Below are 20,684 nucleotides of genomic sequence, written 5' to 3' on the forward strand. Positions count from 1 at the left end.
ATGAATTATAAAGAGGAATTTATTGAATTTCTGGTAACGTGCAACGCCTTGAAGTTTGGTGAGTTTGAACTGAAAAGCGGCCGAATTGCCCCCTATTTTATCAACACCGGCATGTTTGACACCGGATCAAAGATTCAAAAACTTGGCACCTATTATGCTAAGGCCATTGACGCCCATTTCAAAGGAAAATTTCACGGGATTTACGGACCTGCCTACAAGGGTATTCCTTTGTGCATCACAGCAGCCTGTGCCCTGGCCGACATGGGCATCGACAAAGGGTATGTGTTCAACCGCAAGGAAGCTAAAACCTATGCCGACAAAAGCGCCGTGGTGGGCATGCCGTTGACCCCAGACACCCGGCTGATCCTGGTGGATGACGTCATTACCTCGGGCAAGGCCATCCGGGAATCCCTGGAAGTTCTAAAAGGATGCGGCAATCCCCAGGTTTGCGGTATTATTATCAGCGTAAACCGCCAGGAAAAGGGAAAAACAGACAAAAATGCTCTGGAAGAGGTGGCAGAGACCCTTGGTATTCCCATTTTCGCCATTGTCACCATAAGGGAGATCATTGATTTTCTGCACAACCGGGACATAGCGGGCAAAATTGTTCTGGATGACCAGATGAAAGCAAAAATAGAGACATATCTGGAAGCCTATGGCGCAGGCAGTTGAAATTATTTTATGCTGGCAGCATCCATCTTTTTGAAGTGGAACAGTCCCCGGTTAAAATCAGCAATGATTTTTTGATTTTCTTTTATTTGTTTTGATAAAAGCAGATAAAAACTTTGCTGGATCAAAGGTTTCGGGTGGTGAGTGAACAAGGCTGCGATTTTTTTGGAAAGCTTTCTCTTATGGTGTCATATCCGTTTTCTAAAATAACAGTGGAATAATCAATCTCACCTGAAACCAGTTTTTTAAAATTGGCATTTTTATTTTTTGCTGTCCGTGACAAAAGTTGGCCTGAAAAAACTGCGGCATCAAAAAAAATCCTCATAAAGGAGCCTTTCAACGAAAGGCTACCCTGTACCGACCCAGATCGTCAAGTTGATTCCAGTCATTTTTTTGATTTCACATGAAAAAAATAATTCTGCAACGTTTGGGACATCCGTCCCTTGGACATTCACCATCAATCCGTCCGGCATTGAACTCCGAAAGGGAGCGTTTCAATGGATACAGGTTGTAGCAAAAATATAAAACCCAGTCTGGAAAAGGCTTCCTTAGTATTAAAACTGCCTTTTTGATTGCCATTGCTTTATCGAGAACCTTTTAGACCCTTCGCTTCACAAATTAAAGGGTCGGGATATCTCACAATGCCCGGCTGATTATTTTAAGACCATCCAGGGTCAAAGCCAAGTCCACAGATTCAATGGCATTGGATACTTCGGCAATGAGCGGGGCAAGCCCGCCCGTTGCAATGATCATGGGCGTGGTTTTCATCTCCTGTTTCATCCGGTCCACCATACCGTCTACCATGGCTGCGTTACCGAAAATGATACCGGACTTGATGCTTTCAATGGTGTCATCACCGATTACTTTTTCCGGTGCCTTGAAAATTTCCACTCGGGGCAGGCGGGAGGTCCTTTGGAACAAGGCTTCGGCTGAGATTCCAACGCCGGGGCAGATGGCACCGCCAAGGTATTCTCCTTTTTCCGAGATGGCGTCAAAGGTGGTCGCTGTGCCGAAATCAATGATGATCAGCGCCTTTTTATATTTTTCATAGGCTGCCACGGCATTGACAATGCGGTCTGCGCCGACCTCGTTGGGATTGGAATAGAGAATGGGCATCAGCTTTTTTACGGATTCCGAATTGATCCATAATGGCGTAATACCCAGATAGCGTTCGCAGAAAGCGTTTAATATCCTCACGGACGACGGCACCACTGAGGATATGACGATTTTTGTGATGTCGGTGAGCTGGATGCATTTGTCGGCAAACAGGGCCCGGGCCAGGATATTGAATTCATCGGCCGTGGTCTCTCTGATGGTTCTGATACGCCAGTCCTGCGCCAAGGTTTCGTTTTCATAAACACCAATCACGGTATTTGTATTACCCACATCAATTACCAGCAGCATATTTTCTCCTTTGGAAACCCCAATGTTGGAGTTTATTCAATTTTAACGGTAAATACCCGGGGTGAGGCATTGGTCATGACCAGTTCCACGGGGATGTCAATACAGACGTGCCGGGCATATACCCCGGGTTTAAGCCCTTCAAGATCCATGAACGCATGAATTTTATCCGTTAAGGTCGTGGTGTTCAATTTTTCCTGGGGACCTTTAAGATCAATAGAAATGGTTGACGGTTCAATGCTGACTTTTTTTCCGGGCCGATTTTGAAGCTCTATTGGAATCTGTTCAATGGTCCGGGTCCCGGTGAGCGGCTGAACCTGAACGGACACCACAAATATGGACTGAGCAACCGTGAAAAGCTCTGGCTGTCCAAGATTTAAGGGGACTTCTTTTTTAAAATTTTCATTGGCATTGGTCAGGTCCACGGGTTTGGTGGCGAGCTGTTTAATCCGGTTGATCAGGGATTTTGCGCCGGTCAGGGCCACGGTGGCAGGTTCGCACACCGGTGAAAGCGCCATGTAGCCCTTGGCCGTTTCTCCGATATACGGAACCGTTACCTTGAAGACCCGGGTCACTTTTTTTTCCAGGCGGATGCTTAAAGAGGAGGGCGTGATCTTAACAATGGAAGTAGAACGTCCCAAAGGAATCCGAGTTTTATCCACAGGCAGCAAATAACGGCCCGGTTCAATGGCATCCGCACTGCCTGCCGGGTCAAAGGCCAGGTCCGTATATATGTCTGCAGGATAGACCAGGCTTTTCTTTGACAGTTTTTCAATGTGTTTGGGCCGACATTTTATCCTGACTGCGATTTTGTCCGTGTGAAAATTGGTCAAAATCATATCATCCGGAACATTGGCATAATCCACAGGCAGAAGTAGGTTTGTTTCCCTGGGTTCCTGGTTGCTGGCGGTGAAAATAATAATTGCTATGACCGTCGCCGCCACAGCCATTGGGGCGGCCAAGCGAAAAAGTGCAGATATCTGTCGGCGCTTAAGCATTCCTGATGGCGTCAATGATGTGTGAGAATGCGCACACCGCTTCAACATCATGGACCCGGAGAATGTGTGCGCCGTTCATCAGGGATGCTGCACAGGCAGCCAGGGTGCCGTATCCGGTACCTGCATCTTTTGGGGCAGCCTTTTTGCCCGTGACATTGCCCAGCACATTCTGGATAAAGGATTTTCTGGACGGACCCATGAGTACTGGATATCCTAAGGCTGTGAGCTGGTGAAGTTCCTTGATAAGCACAAGGTTGTGCGCAACGGTTTTACCAAACCCTATGCCCGGATCCAGGATAATCTTTTTGGGGGACATGCCTTTTTCAAGCACAAAATTAACCCGTTCCTGCAGATAGGTGATGATTTCACCCATGAGATCATCATAGCTTGGGTTCACCTGCATGGTTTCCGGTGTGCCTTTCATGTGCATGAGAACGGCAAGGGCGCCGGTCTCCACGGCCACATTCACCATGTCGGGGTCTTTTTCAAAGGCGGAGATATCATTGATGATGGATCCACCTGCGGCAAGGGCTTCTTTTGCCACCGTTGCTTTTACCGTATCAATGGAGATGGGAATGTCAATCCGGTCGGCAATCGCCTCAATGACGGGAATGGTCCGGTCAAGCTCCTCTTGTTCACTCACCGGTTCGGAAAACGGCCTGGAGGATTCTCCACCGATGTCCAGGATATGGGCGCCTGCCGTCACCATCTCCCGGGCCCGGGTCAGGGCTTTGTCCAGGCTGGTGTATTTTCCCCCGTCTGAAAAAGAATCCGGTGTGGTGTTTAAAATACCCATGATACAGGCCATTGGACCCAAATCCAGTTTGAAACGGCCAAATTCAAGGGTATAGGCTGTGGTGGTCAATACAATTTCCCAGGATCGTGTTTTAACGCAAAGTCACCATCTGCGGCGTTGCAGAAAACTTTGCATATGGACAGCTTTGCGTCCAAACACAGGTTTTAGGCTCGCAATCAAAATAAAACCGTCCATATGACTTTCCTTTTAAGCCGTCTTCCGCGTTGCGTCACTGGACACATATATCGAATATGATCCCAGTAACGCGCCTTGAATACGACTTTAAAGCCTAAGTCTCATATATTTGGACGATTTTAATCTGATCCCAAGCCTTAGTTTCGACGCTAATTATCTTCTTTTTTATCCTTAGACGCCTCAGAATCCATCGTGTCCGGATCAGGATCTTTTGTCTCTGTATCGTCGTCGGAGCCGTTATTCTTCACATCTTTCGGCTCATCATGTACCGGGGTCTCCTCCTCTTTGGGCGGTTCCGGTTCAGTCCGGATATTACGTCGTCCAAAGAACTCAAACTCAGGGCGCAGGCTTGCAATAAGGTCATCAAGTTCAGGCCCCATAACCGTTTCTTTTTCCAGAAGAAGATCGGTCAGAGCATGGAGGAGGTCGATGTTCTCCTCTAAAATGGTTTTGGCCGTGTCGTATGCGCGCTTGATCAGGCCTGCCACCTCGGCGTCTATTTTCTGGGCCGTGGCTTCGGAATAGCCTTTGGCCTGGGTCATTTCCCTGCCGATGAAAATATTGTCATCATGATCTTCATAGGAAACCGGTGCCAGGTTATCACTCATGCCGAAACTTCTGACCATGCGGTTGGCAAGTTTGGTGGCCTGCTTTATGTCATTGGACGCCCCGGTGGAAATTCGTTTGAATATGATCTCTTCTGCCACACGGCCACCAAAGGCAATGGACAGTTCGTTTTCCAGCTGGTCCTTGTATTTGAAATCCCCTTCTTCGGGCAGAAACCAGGTCACCCCGGCAGCCCTTCCCCTGGGGATAATGGTAATTTTATTCACGGTATCCGTATTGGGCAGGAACCGGGCCACCAGGGCATGACCGCCCTCGTGGTAGGCCGTGGTCTTTTTTTCGTCTTCCTTGATTACCTTGGATTTTCTTTCAAGCCCCATGTAAACCTTATCCTTAGCATCTTCAAAGTCGCGCATGAACAATTTTTCACGGTTGCGTTTGGCTGCCAGAAGGGCTGCCTCATTGCACAGATTTTCCAAATCTGCACCGGAAAAACCGGGGGTGCCTTTGGCAAGAATATTCGGATTCACATCCTTGGCCAGGGGGCTTTTTTTCATATGTACCCGCAAAATGCCTTCACGCCCCTTGATATCGGGCATGTCCACTACCACCTGCCGGTCAAACCGGCCGGGACGCAACAGTGCCGGGTCCAGAACATCGGCCCGGTTGGTGGCTGCCATGAGAATAACCCCTTCATTGGACTCAAACCCATCCATCTCCACTAAAAGTTGATTCAAAGTCTGTTCCCGTTCATCGTGCCCGCCGCCAAGGCCTGCACCTCGCTGACGCCCCACAGCATCAATTTCGTCAATGAATATAATACAAGGGGCATTTTTCTTGCCTTGGGCAAACAGATCCCGGACCCTGGATGCGCCGACACCCACAAACATTTCAACAAAATCAGACCCGGAAATGGTGAAAAATGGAACGCCTGCTTCCCCTGCCACGGCCCGGGAAAGCAAGGTTTTACCGGTACCGGGATTGCCTACCAAAAGCACTCCTTTGGGGATACGACCGCCCAGGCGAGTATATTTATTGGGATTTTTCAGAAAGTCAACGACCTCTGTGAGTTCCTCCTTGGCCTCATCAATGCCCTGGACATTGGCAAAGGTTACCTTTTCCCCCTTGTCATCCATGAGTCTGGCCCGGCTTTTCCCAAAAGACATGGCTTTCCCCCCCCCGCCGCCGCCCTGCATTTGACGCATGAAAAAAATCCATACACCGATGAGCACAATCATAGGCAGCCAGGAAACGACAATGGACATGAACCAGGAGGATTCGGCCGGCGGCTTGGCCTTGATGGACACTCCGCTTTTGCGCAGGATATCAATGAGTTGGGAATCGTCCGGGGCATAACTATTGAACCTTGCACCGCTGGTATCTGTAATGATAAGATCCCGACCCTGGATAACCACATTTTGAATACGGCCGTCTTCCACAAGGGACAAAAATTCTGAATAGCCGAGGTCGGCCTGACCACCCTGCTGCTGGTTAAATATATTGTAAAGCATGACCATCATCAGAACAATCACCAGCCAAAGGGAGATATTTTTATAGAATTGATTCAATGTATTTCCTCTCTTAGGTTTAGCTAAAAACATCAATGAATATATATAAACATAAATTTATTTTATACAAGGGTCAGTTACCGGGGTTTTCGTCCGGTTTTCCATTTTGATACCTGCGGGTTTTAAGGTGCCTGCCAAGTGTCCGCAGTGCTGTTTCTTCCTTTTTTATACGCAGAAGATCCCTTTGTCTATATACCCGAATTTGGCCGGGCAGGTCCAGACTCTTTCCTGATTCTCCTTTTTTGCCCGCAAAGTAAAGGATATCCCGGATATGGGTATTGGAAATTCGTTTTAAATCTTGTTTTACCAACAACAGTGCCGCTCGGATGACCCGGGCTCCCAGCGCCCGGTCAAGCTTGTTAATCGCCGGTATGGACAACTCAATCTGTCCTTTTTCCCTTTTGGTTGTTGCTTTGTCCAGGGCGGTTTGGGCGATCCGATCCAAAAAAGCATCTTCCAGTCCGATGATGCCGGACATCCGTGAAAGTCCGGCTTTAATGTCGGGATTGAACTCCTTTTCAAGAAAGGGGATCAAACAATGCCGGATTCGGTTGCGAAGGTAGGATGTGTCCTCATTGGACTCATCAACTCTATAATCTTGTTTTATCTCATCAAGAAACGCCAGGATGTCGGCTCTGGGCATCCGGATCAGAGGGCGTATAAATTTTTCCTGCCTGACCGGTTGAATCCCCCGAAGGCCACGGGGACCGGTTCCGCGGACAAGATTCATCAAAACCTGCTCGATGTTGTCATCCCGGTGATGGCCCAGGGCAATACGGTGAAATCCTTTTTCACCGGCCACCCGGGTAAAAAAATTATACCTGGCATTTCTGCCGGCCTCTTCAACACAAAGCCGTTGGTTTTTCGCAAGGTCTGCTACATTTTTTGTTTCAACGACCAGATCAAGGTTGTGTTCCCTGGCAAATTCACGGACAAAGGCCTCATCGGCCAGGGCGTGGCTGCCCCGAAGCATGTGGTTTAAATGAGCCAGGCCTATATGGATGCCCAGATCTTTTTTTAAACCTGTTAGAACCTGTGCCAGCGCCATGGAGTCAGGGCCGCCGGAAACGCCGATTAACACACTGTGCCCGGGAGCAACCATGTGGTGTTCTCGAATGGTGTCAAGCACCTGGTCTGCAAATTTGGGGGCAAAGGATGATTGGGCCGTCATGTGTTATTGGTGCTACTTATGAAATACAGATTATTTTTTTTGTGTCATGGATACTTAGGACCGCAGATTAAATAAGTTGGGCAGAAATAACGCCGAATTTTGGTTCATCTACAAGGCGCATTAAAGGTTGAATAGCAGGCCTATTGGACCTTTGATGCAACGAAGTAGATGGAGCAAAAGGCAAGCTATTTCGTTCAAGTTATTTAATCTGCGGTCCTTAATAACAGAAAACAGGTACAATATGCAATGCTCAAAGGGTTAAGGCACACGTTATTTAAAAATATATCCTGACATCTCTTCGGATGAAAAATCCTCTGCAAGGGGAATATCGATCTGCTTTTTCTCCTTTGCCGACAGGTATAAAGCCAGAACAGATTCAACAGACATCATGCCTGATCTTGCATCGGCAATGGGCGATTTTTTGTTAAGAACGGCATCTCTTAGGTCAGTGTATATTCCGGCATGGGGATTTGTCAGGGAGAAAAGGCCCAAAAGACCCTTTGATCGGATCTCTTTTATTAAGTACTCAAGGTTTTTCTTTTTACCGTTGATTCTGATATCAAAATAGGGCCTGCCCCGGCGAACACCTATACGAAAACCGCCCTTTTCCCCAAGCAGGTAAAAAGCCGCCTCGTGGTCGTGGGAAGGAGAGTTGGTTGTCCCTTCGATTTGGCACAGCGCACCGTTGTCAAGCTTGAGTGTCCCAAGGGTGATATCTTCTGCCTCCATGTCATGAAAGCGCTTTCCAAGCATTGCATTTGCTGCAGTGGCTTGGCCGTTCATAAGCCAGCAGATAAGATCAATGGCGTGAACACACTGGTTCATCAGTACGCCGCCGTCGTGCTCCCATGTGCCTCGCCAGGCATTCTGGTCGTAATATGACTGATCATGTCCCCAGCGTACAATTACCGAGCCGTGACTGATTTTACCGAACCGTCCGGCAGCAACATCCTTTTGCAGATTCCCGACAATGGGAAAATAACGGAAGATATGCCCCATGGCAATTCGCCTGTTTTTTTGTTCGGAAATATCAAACAACTCTTTGGCCTGGCTTGCTCTCATGCTCATGGGCTTTTCAAGAAGAATATGAGATCCGCTGAACATTGCGGCTTTTGCAATGGCATAGTGCAGCCCCGAAGGCACCGTTATTGAGGTGATATCCGGTTTTTCCTTTTGGAGCATCTGGTTATAATCCGTGTATGTTTTTACGGTATTTTTGATTTGATGCTTTTTTTTGCCCGACAGGTTACAAGAATCGAGCAATTTGTCGAAAGCCCCGGGGGATGTGCCTGCCACAGCACAAAGTAAAAGGCCATTATTTTTTTTTGTTATGGCCATGATGTGTTTGACGGCAATCCGGCCGCATCCGATCAGTGCGACCCGAAGACATTTTTCAGCCATTTTCTCTCCTTCAGGCGTTGGGTTTTGTCAAATCTATGCTGATGGCGTAAACCCCACCGTCAAGCTTGGCCGTCAACGGATATTCGCCTTTTTCAAAAACCTTGAGCATGGCCCGGTTGGAGGCGAGGACATCTGCAGTTATTTTCACGGTCCCCCGCTCCTTTGCCAGACGGGTGAGCATCTTAAGCAGAAAAGAGGCAATGCCAAAGCCCTGGTACGCGTCGTCCACAACAAAGGCAATATCCATGAACGGTTTATCCGGATGCTTGGCAATCCTTGCCTCGGCAATGATGGTCTGGTTGCCGGGTTCTCCCACAAGGGCCACCACGGACAGTACCTCCCTGTAATCCACGTTCACATAGGCCTGCATTCTAGCGTGGGGCATGGTTTTGATGGGTGAAAAGTAACGGTAGTAAATCGCGTTATCGGAAAATCGGTAAAACAGCCTGCGCATCTGCTCTTCATCCGACGGCTTGATGGCCCTGAAGCGAACCTGCAAATTGTCTTTGAAAGTCTGGGTGATTTCGATTTCCTTGGGATAAAAACGGGCGGAGTCGGCAATGAACATTTGGTCCGGGTATAGCAAATTCTCTTTTTTACCGCCCTCTACAAGGCCGGGTCGGTCTTCGGGATGGGCGATCTCAATCAGGGCCTGGGCCCGTTCCCGTAGACTTCTGCCCCTGATGTGGGCCACACCGTATTCCGTGACCACAAGGTCAATGCATTCCGGAAAACTAAGCTGGTCCGGGATATCATCTATAAATAGACGGATATTTGGCACTCCGTTCTTGTTCCGGCTGGGCAGGGCTACGATATTGTACCCGCCCCGGGAGAGTTCGGCACCGTTCAGGACATCGGCAATCTGCCCGGGATCTGCAGAAATATTTGCAGAATTGGCGAAAATGGCCACCCGGCCGGACAGGGCCACCCGCCGCACCGGCAGGACCATGACAAATTTTTTGTTCCGCCCGATCTGCAACGGGTTGTAGATTTTGTCAATACCCTGGAACTCCACCATGGGATTTTTATCGAGCCACGCCATCAGCTTTGGGGAGCCCAGGGCATAGGTGGTCAAAGACCGACCCAGGCACGTACCCTTTTCCCGGTTGGTGACCGCCCCGCTTTCGGCAAGTTCCATGAGCGCGTCCGTGAAAAGCGGGGTATGAATGCCCAAATTTTTTTTCTTTGCCAGATGCCGGGCCAGGACCTCGTATATGGGACCGTAGCTAAAGGCAACGCATGATCCGTCATCAATCACCGAGGCGGCATTTTCGGCGATTTTGTCGAACACCGGGTCCACGGGGTATCTTGGGAAATAAAAGGGCGGAACCTGGGCTTGGACCAGCATGTGAAAATCATTTATATGGACAAAGGTGTCCCCCAGGGTAAAGGGAATCTCTTCATTGATCTCAGCCACCACAAAATCGGCCTGCTTCATCACTTGCCTGGCCACATCCACACCAAGACCAAAGCTGCAATAGCCGCTTTCATTGGGCGGAGTAATCTGGAGAAACGCCACATCAATGGGTATCAGTCCGTCCCTCATGAGCAAGGGAATCCTGGAGAACCGGGCGGGAATCAGGTCCACCCGGCCTGCGGTGATGGCCTGGGCTGACACCCATCCGGAAAAAAAGGTTTTTAGGCGGTAACGATGGGATTCCAGGGCGTTATAGGACACGGCGTCTCCGAAACTGAGCAGCTGGATCAGGGTCAGATCCTCCAGATTATAGCCTTGGGCGCTCATGAGCGTATTCACAAGGGTTCTGGGTTCTGCGGTTCCCGTGCCAATAAAAATGTGCATGCCCGGCGCAATCTTGGACAGCACTTTATCCGTGGACACACAACGTGTTTTCCAGGCAGGTCTTTTTTTCCGGAACATGACGTTCGCTATTTTTTCAATTTTTTAATATTATCCCGGGCAAATTCAATGGTTGGGTCTATTTTTAAAGCCATTTCATAAAATTTTATGGCAAGCACCGGTTCTTCCAGTTCCCGGTAACAGGATCCCATATTGGCATAATTGATGGCCTGGCTTGGGTCCACATCCAGGGCTTTTTCAAAATAGTTGATAGCGGTTTTGAAATCCTTTTTCATAAAACAGCAAGCCCCGGCGGTGTTCAGGATATCAGGGCGCTGAGGATCGGCATCCAGACCGGTTTGACATGTCTCAAGGGCCGGATCCAACAGTCCCGAATCTTTCTGGGCCGCCGCCATATGGGAACAGATATCAGGCAGGTTACGCCGGGCAGGGTCACGGTCAAGGGCGGCCTGGAACTGCATTATTGCATCTTCTCTCTCTTCCAAGGCGCTAAGCATTAATCCTTTGTAAAAACTGGTGTAATATTTTCCCGGGCTGAGTGCTTCCAGTTCATCCAGTTGGTCAATGGCCAGTATGGGATGGGAGTTTTCCGTAATCAGCCGGGCGGCGAACATACCCACACTGGCCTCATCGGCCCGTTCTCTGAAATGGGCGCCCGGCATGATGGTATAAAAGGCCGGAATATCAAGGCCGGGATGCGTGGTGCGAATGGAGAGCAAATGAAATCCTTTATCCGCCAGAATCTGGATCAGACTTTCCACTTCCACCTTCATATTGTCCGCAGACAGGTCCGGCAGGTCAGCGGCGTCCACCATGGTTTCAGAATCGGTGATATAACCGGCCGCGGTTATATCCGTAAATTTCGGCAAACCGGATGCCACGTAATTGGACCCGGTATTAAAGTCTCCGGCAAGCTGGGCCACTTCGGTCAGGGCCCGGCCCATGGCCTTTTCCGGGGACGGGGCCGTGCCGGCGGTCCATACGATCTCGCTTGCATCCGGAAAAGTGGCCGGATCCCAGGCCAGCACGGCTATGGTGGGAATGCCCATGTCAAGGGAGAGGTCACTTGCATAGACCTTGATGCCCTGGGTGTCATACTTGGCAAGAAGTTCCCGGACAAGGGGATCTTTAAAGGAGTCCAGACGGATGCCGGGAACATTTAATTTTTCCCGGGATACCCGGGAGCTGACATGACGCTCCACAAGCTCGCAAATGCCCTGGATCAAGGCCTCTTCCGTGCAGTTGCCTGCACTGGGTCCGTTAAACTCATTGATCATATAAAACCAATTAAAGGGGATATTCACCTCTTTTTTATCGGTCAGATCATATCCCTTGGTCCATTGCAGGGACAAAGAATCAAATATGGGTTTAACTTTTAATGCTTCGGACTGATCGTCATGGACAGACTGGGTGATCAGGGCATAATCCAACGCCGCGTCCCCAAGCTGCTCAGCCGTAGCATGAATAAAATTTTTTTCATCTTCAGAAAAGGAAAAAAAGCTGAACCGTTCCACCAGTTCCATGACGGCACTGGCTTCGGACTGTTCCGGGGTTCCGCCTTTGCCCATTTGTTTATTGGTGCCGGTCACCCGCCTTGCATCGGCACCACATTCACTGAAAAACACCGGGATATCCAGGCGACCGTTGTCGATGCGCCGGGTCCGGCTTAAAATATCAAGGTCCAGGTCCGCAGCCTTTTCCCGGAACCGCTGGACAGTTTGCGTCGGAGACATGATTTTATCCTGGTCAAAGGTATAATTTTTCGGGGCGTCTTTGAGTATTATTTCATAACCCATGGAGTTTAAAACCTTTCATACTATGTAATCGATACTGTAAAAAGGCCCCACCTTACCATGAATTGTTGGGGATTTCATCATGATAGCACCTGTTTTGACTAAATGATCTGCATTACCGAAATTTTTAAAGCGTCAACCGCGGATTAATTCCATGAATTTAAGATTGGCCCGGGGAAAAGGAAACTGATGAAGCTGATCTACGCTGACCCATTTATGGTCAATGGGACCATTGAGAAGAACACGGCCGGAGATATAATCGCAGAAGAACACATCCATTTCAATTTTAAAATGGGTGTACGCGTGAAAAACCCGGGTTAAAAATTGCAGATTACCGGCCTCAATGCCGGTCTCTTCCCGGAGCTCACGAATGCAGGCCTGTTCAGAAGACTCTTTGGGTTCCACTTTGCCGCCGGGAAATTCCCATAATCCACCCAAAAGCCCGTCAAGCTTTCTTCGGGTGATCAGAACTTTTCCTTTTTTTTTGACAATGCCCGCAGCAATATGAACCGTGGGCACCTTTTTTTTCTTTATGCGCCGGGGAAAAATATCTGTTACCTGTTTTTCATAAGCACAGCATTCCCCGGCCAGGGGACATGGGCCGCAGTCCGGACGTTTAGGGGTACAGACCAGGGCGCCAAGCTCCATGACAGCCTGGTTGTATGTGCCTGGGTCCTTTTCATACAAAAGCTTTTCGGCAATGGCCTTATATGCTTTATGGGCAGCGCTGTGATTCACCGGCGCATCAACGCATAAAAGCCTTGCCAGAACTCGCTTGACATTACCGTCCACCACGGCATGGGGTTTTGAACCGGTAATGGAGAGCACGGCCGATGCAATATAATCCCCCACACCCGGAAGATTTTTAAACCCTTTATAATCATCCGGAATAATGCCGCCCATATCACGGACCACAATACCGGCAGCCTTATGGAGATTTCTGGCTCTGGCATAATAACCAAGGCCCTCCCAGGTCTTAAGCACGGTTTCAAGGCCTGTGGCGGCAAGATCCTTAAGATCAGGCCAGGTTTCCATGAACCTAATATAATAGGGGATCACGGTTTTAACCTGGGTCTGCTGGAGCATCACCTCGGAAACCCATACCCGGTACACGGAGATATCGCTGCGCCAGGGAAGTTGGCGGCAATTGTCTCGGTACCAGGCCATTAAGGCGGTTTGGACTATTTTACGTTTCCTGTTTTCCAATTTCGCACCAAATTAATAAATGTTCTGGTAGCCGTTCCCGAAGGCCCCTTGGGTATATACGTTTTTTGGGTAAAATCCCAGGCCGTGCCTGCAATGTCCAGGTGCGCCCAGGGGGTTTTACCCACAAAATTTGACAAATACGCTGCTGCGGTTATAGTGCCGGCCGGTTTTCCGCCTGTGTTTTTAATATCTGCCACATTGGATTCGATCTGTTTTTCATAATTTTTATTCAAGGGCAGGCGCCAGACAGGTTCCCCGGCCAGATTCCCGGCAGATTCAACCGCTTTGACCAAGGCATCATTGTTGGACACAAGACCTGTATAATGATGGCCAAGGCCGATGATAACCGCACCCGTCAGGGTCGCCGTGTCAAGCACACAGGTGGGCTTGACATTCTCAATGCCCCAGGCCAGGGCATCGGCCAGAATAAGGCGGCCTTCGGCATCGGTGTTGATCACTTCACTGGTCACTCCATTGTAATGACGAATAATGTCGCCGGGGTGAACGGCTTTGGACCCGGACATATTATCCGTGGCGGGTACTATGGCCACAACCCCCACATCCGGCTTCTCCAGTGCCACGGCCTGCATGGCGCACATCACCGCCGCACCGCCGCACATATCGTATTTCATGTCCTCCATACCCGCAGACGGCTTGATGCTGATGCCCCCGGAGTCAAAGGTCAGGCCCTTGCCCACAAGGAGGATGGTTTCTGTTCTGTCTTCGGGCAAATATTCCAGGATCACCATACGTGCCGGTACATGAGAGCCCTGGTTGACGGCAAGGATGCCTCCCATGCCCATCTGTTCCATCTCTTTTTTTTCTATACACCGGTAGCCCAGCCCCATGTCTGCGGCGAGTTGTTTGGCATATGCCGCAAAATCGGCAGAGGTCCAATGATTGCCAGGCTCATTGGCCATATCCCGTGCCCTACAGGCGGCAAAGGCTGAATTTTTTGCCCGTTCAACCCCCCGGCGCACGATATTAAGATTATCTTTGCATACAAATTTTATGGCATCAAGTCCGGGATAATCGGTTTTTTTCTTAGTGCTTTCCTTGTATTTTTCAAACCGGTAATCTCCAAGGATGATGCCTTCGGCCAGGGCGCCGGCAGACATTTCCGGATCATCCATGGCCGGAGACAGATGTTTTGGGGCCGGCAGACAGATCACAACATCCTTAGCCTTAACCAATGCACAGACCTTGGCAATCTGTCCGCCAGCTTCCCGAAGCATGTCCAGAGCGGCCCCTTCATCCTTTTCTTTATTCACAGGGCCTGTACCTAAAATCAGAACCCGGGCAGCAGAAATGTCTGACTGGTCCGGCGGATAAAACAATATCTGTTCTGCAGCCTTGCCGAAAAAATCATTCAACTCAAACGCCTTTTTAACCTGATTCTGCACAGCGGCGTCGCATGCAGGCATTTTGCCCTTTACCTCCACGGCGAAATAAACTAGAAGAGCGGTTTTTATTGCTTCGGCAGCTTTGGTGATGGTAGTGATACGGTCTTTTTTCATAGGGACACCTTTTTACCGGTTTTATGTAAAAATTAAGTTACAATAAGTCGTTGCATTACTTTCATGCTTTGTTGTGGGTTACGCCTGGGTTTTGATAGACCAGGTCAGCCCATGGCTATTATTTAAAAATTTAAAAACTATTGGAATTTACCATAAAACCCGGGTCAGGTAAAAGAATTCAGATAATAAGGACCGCAGATTAAATAATTTGAACAAAATATGTAAATAATTTAGCAGCTTAAGCACTATTCAAAAATTGTTGTTCTTGCATCTTGCCTTATTCAAAATATTCCAGTATATCTTAATTAAATTAATTATTTATAAACTTATAGGAGGCAAAAACATTGAACAGTATTGCTGTACTTGCCGGAGATGGTATTGGTCCGGAGGTCATGGAACAGGCAATCAGGGTGCTCGATAAAGCAGCGGGACTTTTTGATTTTGAATTATCATTTGAATATGCAGATGTGGGCGGTGCAGGCATTGATAATCATGGGAAAGCACTGCCGGACTCAACCCTGGCATTGTGCGAACAAAAGGATGCCATTTTGTTCGGTTCCGTTGGCGGTCCGAAATGGGAAAACCTGCCACCGGAAGAACAGCCTGAACGCGCTTCTCTCCTAACGTTGCGTAAACATTTCGGTTTATACTGCAATTTAAGACCCTCCAAAGTATTCCCTTCCCTTGCATCAGCCTCTCCCCTGAAGCCGGAAATCATAAAAAACGGCTTTGACATTTTATGTGTCAGAGAACTGACCGGCGGGCTCTATTTTGGTAAACCCAGGGGTAAAAGGGGTAGCGGCCCTGATGAAACCGCATTTGATACCATGGTCTATTCTAGATTCGAGATTGAGCGAATTGCCAAAATGGCGTTTGAAGCCGCCAGGAAAAGACGCAGTATTGTCTCATCTGTGGACAAGGCCAATGTACTGACCTCCATGGTTCTGTGGCGGGAAGTGGTCATAGAAGTAGCTAAATCATATCCTGATGTCACCTTGAATCATATATATGTTGACAATGCAGCCATGCAGCTCATTCGAAATCCCCAACAGTTTGATGTGCTTTTATGCGGAAATATGTTTGGAGATATTATCTCTGACGAATGCGCCATGATTACCGGCTCAATGGGACTGCTGTCCTCGGCAAGCCTGAATGAAAAAAAATTCGGCCTTTATGAACCGGCCGGCGGCTCTGCACCTGATATTGCGGGGAAAGGCATAGCCAATCCCATTGCCCAGATTCTGTCCGCAGCCATGATGCTGAAATACACGTTTGGACAAACCCACGCAGCTGATGCCATTGAGGCAGCAATTTCCGATGTTCTTGATCGGGGCATTCTCACTGCAGATTTAACAGATAAAAAAGAGACTGCTGTTAATACTGAGGAAATGGGAACTGAAATTATCAATGCGCTGACAAATACCCGCAGAGCTTGACGCCTCATCATTAACCCCCCCTGCACACCCCGGCCATTGAGAGTCTTTTCTCCTTGGCCGTTTTTTTTTGCCTTTTCTTTCTGACCTAAAAATAAAAAGGGCTTTTGAGTATCCTCAAAAGCCCTTTTATATATTATGGCGGGAGTGACGAGACTCGAACTCGCGGCCTCTAGCGTGACAGGCTAGCGTTCTAACCAACTGAACTACACCCCCGTAGTTCCCTTCTTTGTTTGGTGGGCGATGCAGGGATCGAACCTGCGACTTCAAGCTTGTAAGGCTTGCACTCTCCCAGCTGAGTTAATCGCCCGAAACGGCAATATGTATACCAAGTACCTATGTGGGTGTCAAGCAAAATTATTCTTTATTTTATTTTATTCTCCTTGAATATCTGTTTAGGAATTTAATCAAAGCCTTGCAAAATCATGGGGACATTGGTATGCTACTTTATTAATATGTAAACATTATAGAATAATTGAATGCAAAATCTTATCATCTCTTTTCCTGACAAGCATCAAAATAAAACCAGGGACATCTCAATTCTGCGGTCCTTGATTTATAGTGTCAGCAGCAAAAGTATAATTTAGGAGTCGACAATGGAACCTGTTCAGGGACACCTGGAAATCATGGACAAGGGTTTTGGTTTTCTAAGGAGTATTGAAGAAAATTTCAATCCCAAGCCTGAAAATCCCTATGTACCCAACAGCCTGATACGCAAACTCAATCTCAGGGAAGGCAGCTTTATTCAGGGCTATGGAGAAAAAAAGAGCCCACAGAATGTAAACGTTGCCCTGATACGTATTGAGACCATCAACAACCTTCCCTTTGATGAGTTCATAAGAACGCCAATGCTCCAGGAGCAGGTCAGCGTCAACCCCTTTGAAAGGTACCGTCTTGCCCAGGGACCGGATGACCTAACAGGAAAAGCTTTAGATCTGATTGTTCCCATCGGCATGGGGCAGCGGGGGTTGATCATCGCCCCGCCCAAATCCGGAAAAACGACAATTTTAAAGCACATGGCCAATTCTGTGGTCGTCAATCACCCTGACGCCAAGGTATTTGTCCTTCTTGTGGATGAACGGCCTGAGGAAGTTACCGATTTCCAAAGAGGATTGACAGAGGCTCATGTGCTGTATTCTTCTGCTGACCAACAAATCGGTCAACACATGAGAATGACTCGCCTTGCGATGCATACGGCCATCAGATGCACGGAAATTGGCCAGGATGCAGTCGTTTTCATTGACTCTTTAACCCGGATGACTAGGGCGTTTAATATTGACACTGATTCCTATGGCAAAACCATGAGTGGTGGTCTTGGGGCCAATGCCATGGAGTTTCCTAGAAAAATTTTTGGAGGTGCCCGCAAGCTTGAAAACGGCGGTTCCCTTACAATCATTGCTACCATTCTAGTCGAAACCGGCAGCCGCATGGATGATGTTATTTTCCAGGAATTCAAAGGAACCGGCAATATGGACCTTTACCTGTCCCGGGAGTGCGCCGAACAAAGAATCTGGCCGGCCATTAATATCAACAAATCCGGGACCCGGAAAGAAGATCTGCTCATGGGCCCCGAAGAATATGAAAATATGGTGAATATTCGCCGCAGTATTGCGCCGTTAGATGAGGTCACAGCCATGTCACAGTTTTTGGGCATGGTTGAAGACGGCATATAAAGACGACATTTTTCTGTATCTTTAAAAATAAAAAATCGCAGCACTCAATCATTTCAAGTGCAGCGATTTCTTATTTTTAAAAGACCTACGAGTCGTAACAAGCCAGACTATATGACCAGGGCATGCGCAAGCACTTCAGCCATACTTTCCACATAGACAATATCAAGCTGTTTTTGAATCGCTTTTGGAACGTCTATGATGTCTTTTTTGTTTTCCTCACTGAGAATAACCTTTTTAATTCCATTGGCATGGGCTGCCAGAAGCTTTTCCTTTAGGCCACCAATAGGCAGCACCCGTCCTCGAAGGGTAATCTCCCCTGTCATGGCCACTGTCCGACTTACGGGCCGGCCAGTGAGAATGGAAACGACTGCCGTGCACATGGCAATACCGGCTGAAGGTCCATCCTTTGGAATGGCCCCTTCGGGCACATGGATATGGATGTCTGTATCCTTGTAAAAGTCTTCTCTGATGTTGAGTTCGGGGCTTCTTGACCGGACATAGGATACAGCAGCCTGGGAGCTTTCCTTCATCACATCCCCAAGCTTTCCGGTAACCATTACCCTTCCCTTGCCCGGCATGGTCACAGCTTCAATGGTTAAAAGCTCTCCACCTGCCTGGGTCCAGGCTAGCCCGGTAACAATTCCGGTCTTATCTTCCTGTTCCAGAATAGAATTTCTAAATTTGGTCTGTCCCAGATATTTTGAAACCGTATTTGCTGTGACTTGATGTTTTTTACGCGTCTTTGTCCGTACGATTCCCGTGGCAATTTTTCTAAGCACAGAAGAGAGCTCTCGCTCAAGATTCCTCACCCCGGCTTCTTTGGTGTATTGCTTGATAATTATCTCAACCGCAGCTTTGGAAAAAGAAATTTCACAATCATCTAGCCCGTTTTCATGCATCTGTTTAGGAATCAGGTAGCCGGTGGCAATCTGGTATTTTTCATAATCGGTATACCCGGGTATCTGGATCACCTCCATGCGGTCACGCAGGGGGGCCGGGATTTCATGCAGGGTGTTTGCTGTGGTGATAAACAAAATTTCTGACAGATCGTAATCAACCTCAAGATAATGATCGTTAAAATTTCTGTTCTGTTCAGGATCCAATGCTTCCAGAAGGGCAGACGAGGGATCTCCTCTAAAATCACTAGTCATTTTATCAATTTCATCCAGACAGAATACCGGGTTATTATATCCCACTTTTTTCAACGTCTGGATAATCTTTCCGGGCATGGCACCTACATAGGTTCTTCGGTGCCCTCGAATCTCCGCCTCATCGCGGACCCCACCCAGGGAGACCCGGGCAAATGAGCGTCCGGTCGCCGCCGCAACAGACCGGGCAAGGGATGTCTTGCCAACCCCGGGAGGACCCACCAGGCATAAAATTGGACCTTTTATTTTTTTAACCAAAATTTGCACAGCCAGATACTCAAGGATTCTCTCCTTGGGTTTTTTCAAGCCATAGTGGTCCCGGTCCAGAATTTGCTCAGCCTTTAAAAGCTCATTTTTTACACGTTTTTTCCGGTACCAGGGTAGGCAAACCAACCAGTCGATATAATTTCTGACTACTGTTGCTTCCGAGGAGGTTGCAGACATCAGCTTAAGCTTTTCCAACTCTGTACGCACAACACCGGCAGCTTCTTTAGGCATGCGCTTGGCCTTGATCTTTTTTTCAAGATCAGCAAACTCACCGCCCTGGCCGTCCTCGCCCATTTCCTTTTGGATGGCCCGCATCTGTTCGTTAAGGTAGTGGCGCTTTTGAAGTTTATCCATCTGTTCTTTAACCCTGCCCTTGATCTTCTGGGACATGGCAAAAACTTCCGTCTCCTTTTGAATAAACTTTAAAAGCAAAAAGAAACGTTCTTCAATATCACCACACTCTAGCAGCGTCTGTTTATCCTGAACCTTGAAGGGCAACTGGGCGGCAATGGTATCGGCATACCTTGACGGATACTGTTCCAGGGCATCCAGTCCCTTGAAAAAACTTTTGGAAACCACGCCGGACAAGTCGGCATAATGCCGGAACGCTTCCTGAACAGTCCGGATGGCAGCCTCAATGTTGGCATCGGTCAACGGCTTTTCAGAGACGTCCACATAATCAACAACCTGGAAACCGTCCTGGTCAACCATCTTAGTGATACAGCCTCGGGCAACCCCTTCAACTAATGCCTTTACCGTACCATCAGGCAGTCGTAACAACTGAGTGATCTGCGCTTCGGTGCCCACCTGAAAAATATCATCAATAGTCGGTTTCAGGACTTCCGGATTTTTCTGGGTTGTAAGAAAAATTTTCTTATCGCCGCCCATGGCCTGGGAAAGCGCCCTGATGGATTTTTCCCTTCCCACAAAAATAGAGGTTGTAACAAAAGGGAAGAGGACAATATCCCTCAGGGGCACTAACGGAAGGGTTTTGTTCTCCTTTTCAGGCCCATCCTCGGGATTGAAAAAACGGGAAATACTGATCATGGATGCAAACTTTCTATT

Annotated in this window: 14 protein-coding genes and 2 tRNA genes; 3 read left to right on the top strand and 13 right to left on the bottom strand. The window is 48.3% G+C overall.

Features of this window, described 5'->3' with window-relative positions:
- Window positions 1-672 carry an orotate phosphoribosyltransferase gene (pyrE, locus tag EYB58_RS05440; protein ID WP_111959015.1) on the top strand — a complete coding sequence of 224 codons (672 nt, stop codon included), beginning with the start codon at window positions 1-3 and terminating at the stop codon, window positions 670-672.
- A gap of 633 nt (window positions 673-1,305) precedes the next feature.
- On the opposite strand, the gene EYB58_RS05450 is transcribed toward pyrE, so the two are convergent.
- The 10 genes from EYB58_RS05450 to EYB58_RS05495 form a co-directional block, all read right to left on the bottom strand.
- On the bottom strand, window positions 1,306-2,073 hold the full coding sequence (locus EYB58_RS05450) for a type III pantothenate kinase (RefSeq protein WP_111959014.1): 768 nt from the start codon (window positions 2,071-2,073) through the stop codon (window positions 1,306-1,308).
- Window positions 2,074-2,105: 32 nt separating this feature from the next.
- Window positions 2,106-3,020: a CdaR family protein gene (locus EYB58_RS05455; protein ID WP_242637570.1), complete on the bottom strand. Its 915-nt coding sequence runs from the start codon at window positions 3,018-3,020 to the stop codon at window positions 2,106-2,108.
- A gap of 40 nt (window positions 3,021-3,060) precedes the next feature.
- Complete coding sequence (folP, locus tag EYB58_RS05460) at window positions 3,061-3,933, bottom strand: dihydropteroate synthase (protein ID WP_111959012.1); 873 nt, start codon at window positions 3,931-3,933, stop codon at window positions 3,061-3,063.
- Window positions 3,934-4,208: 275 nt separating this feature from the next.
- Window positions 4,209-6,191, bottom strand: a complete 1,983-nt coding sequence (ftsH, locus tag EYB58_RS05465; RefSeq protein WP_111959011.1) for an ATP-dependent zinc metalloprotease FtsH — start codon at window positions 6,189-6,191, stop codon at window positions 4,209-4,211.
- A gap of 73 nt (window positions 6,192-6,264) precedes the next feature.
- A complete protein-coding gene (gene tilS / locus EYB58_RS05470; protein ID WP_111959009.1) occupies window positions 6,265-7,362 on the bottom strand; it encodes a tRNA lysidine(34) synthetase TilS in 1,098 nt (365 codons plus the stop codon).
- A 270-nt stretch (window positions 7,363-7,632) separates the two neighbouring features.
- Window positions 7,633-8,763 (bottom strand): Gfo/Idh/MocA family protein, encoded by a 1,131-nt coding sequence (locus tag EYB58_RS05475; protein ID WP_111959007.1) that lies wholly within the window; start codon window positions 8,761-8,763, stop codon window positions 7,633-7,635.
- Between the two features lie 10 nt (window positions 8,764-8,773).
- Window positions 8,774-10,642 carry a bifunctional acetyl-CoA hydrolase/transferase family protein/GNAT family N-acetyltransferase gene (locus tag EYB58_RS05480; protein ID WP_111959005.1) on the bottom strand — a complete coding sequence of 623 codons (1,869 nt, stop codon included), beginning with the start codon at window positions 10,640-10,642 and terminating at the stop codon, window positions 8,774-8,776.
- An 8-nt stretch (window positions 10,643-10,650) separates the two neighbouring features.
- Window positions 10,651-12,378, bottom strand: a complete 1,728-nt coding sequence (locus tag EYB58_RS05485) for a YcaO-like family protein (protein WP_111959003.1) — start codon at window positions 12,376-12,378, stop codon at window positions 10,651-10,653.
- A 132-nt stretch (window positions 12,379-12,510) separates the two neighbouring features.
- Window positions 12,511-13,581 (bottom strand): A/G-specific adenine glycosylase, encoded by a 1,071-nt coding sequence (gene mutY / locus EYB58_RS05490; RefSeq protein WP_242637571.1) that lies wholly within the window; start codon window positions 13,579-13,581, stop codon window positions 12,511-12,513.
- Window positions 13,557-15,098, bottom strand: coding sequence for a leucyl aminopeptidase (locus EYB58_RS05495; RefSeq protein WP_111958999.1), 1,542 nt, complete (start codon window positions 15,096-15,098; stop codon window positions 13,557-13,559). The genes mutY and EYB58_RS05495 overlap by 25 nt, the downstream gene beginning before the upstream one ends.
- A 344-nt stretch (window positions 15,099-15,442) precedes the next feature.
- Between EYB58_RS05495 and leuB the strand changes: the two genes are divergently transcribed.
- Window positions 15,443-16,534 (top strand): 3-isopropylmalate dehydrogenase, encoded by a 1,092-nt coding sequence (gene leuB, locus EYB58_RS05500; protein ID WP_111958997.1) that lies wholly within the window; start codon window positions 15,443-15,445, stop codon window positions 16,532-16,534.
- A gap of 136 nt (window positions 16,535-16,670) precedes the next feature.
- Here the strand turns inward: leuB and EYB58_RS05505 are convergent.
- Both EYB58_RS05505 and EYB58_RS05510 read right to left on the bottom strand, forming a co-directional pair.
- Window positions 16,671-16,747: transfer RNA gene (locus tag EYB58_RS05505), tRNA-Asp, on the bottom strand.
- A gap of 18 nt (window positions 16,748-16,765) precedes the next feature.
- A tRNA-Val gene (locus EYB58_RS05510) sits at window positions 16,766-16,841 on the bottom strand.
- A gap of 286 nt (window positions 16,842-17,127) precedes the next feature.
- Here EYB58_RS05510 and rho point away from each other — a divergent pair.
- The gene (rho, locus tag EYB58_RS05515; RefSeq protein ID WP_111958995.1) at window positions 17,128-18,204 is read left to right on the top strand and encodes a transcription termination factor Rho; all 1,077 of its coding nucleotides are present in this window, start codon (window positions 17,128-17,130) and stop codon (window positions 18,202-18,204) included.
- A gap of 107 nt (window positions 18,205-18,311) precedes the next feature.
- On the opposite strand, the gene lon is transcribed toward rho, so the two are convergent.
- Window positions 18,312-20,666: an endopeptidase La gene (gene lon, locus EYB58_RS05520; protein WP_111958993.1), complete on the bottom strand. Its 2,355-nt coding sequence runs from the start codon at window positions 20,664-20,666 to the stop codon at window positions 18,312-18,314.
- Window positions 20,667-20,684 lie beyond the last annotated feature (18 nt).

The organism is Desulfobacter hydrogenophilus (assembly GCF_004319545.1).
Classification (GTDB): Bacteria; Desulfobacterota; Desulfobacteria; order Desulfobacterales; family Desulfobacteraceae; genus Desulfobacter; species Desulfobacter hydrogenophilus.

Coding starts and splice junctions, on each gene's coding strand:
- EYB58_RS05485 (WP_111959003.1), bottom strand. CDS start 12,378: ATGGGTTATGAAATAATACTCAAAGACGCCCCGAAAAATTATACCTTT.
- EYB58_RS05495 (WP_111958999.1), bottom strand. CDS start 15,098: ATGAAAAAAGACCGTATCACTACCATCACCAAAGCTGCCGAAGCAATA.
- lon (WP_111958993.1), bottom strand. CDS start 20,666: ATGATCAGTATTTCCCGTTTTTTCAATCCCGAGGATGGGCCTGAAAAG.
- EYB58_RS05455 (WP_242637570.1), bottom strand. CDS start 3,020: ATGGCTGTGGCGGCGACGGTCATAGCAATTATTATTTTCACCGCCAGC.
- pyrE (WP_111959015.1), top strand. CDS start 1: ATGAATTATAAAGAGGAATTTATTGAATTTCTGGTAACGTGCAACGCC.
- EYB58_RS05450 (WP_111959014.1), bottom strand. CDS start 2,073: ATGCTGCTGGTAATTGATGTGGGTAATACAAATACCGTGATTGGTGTT.
- EYB58_RS05475 (WP_111959007.1), bottom strand. CDS start 8,763: ATGGCTGAAAAATGTCTTCGGGTCGCACTGATCGGATGCGGCCGGATT.
- rho (WP_111958995.1), top strand. CDS start 17,128: ATGGAACCTGTTCAGGGACACCTGGAAATCATGGACAAGGGTTTTGGT.
- tilS (WP_111959009.1), bottom strand. CDS start 7,362: ATGACGGCCCAATCATCCTTTGCCCCCAAATTTGCAGACCAGGTGCTT.
- EYB58_RS05480 (WP_111959005.1), bottom strand. CDS start 10,642: ATGTTCCGGAAAAAAAGACCTGCCTGGAAAACACGTTGTGTGTCCACG.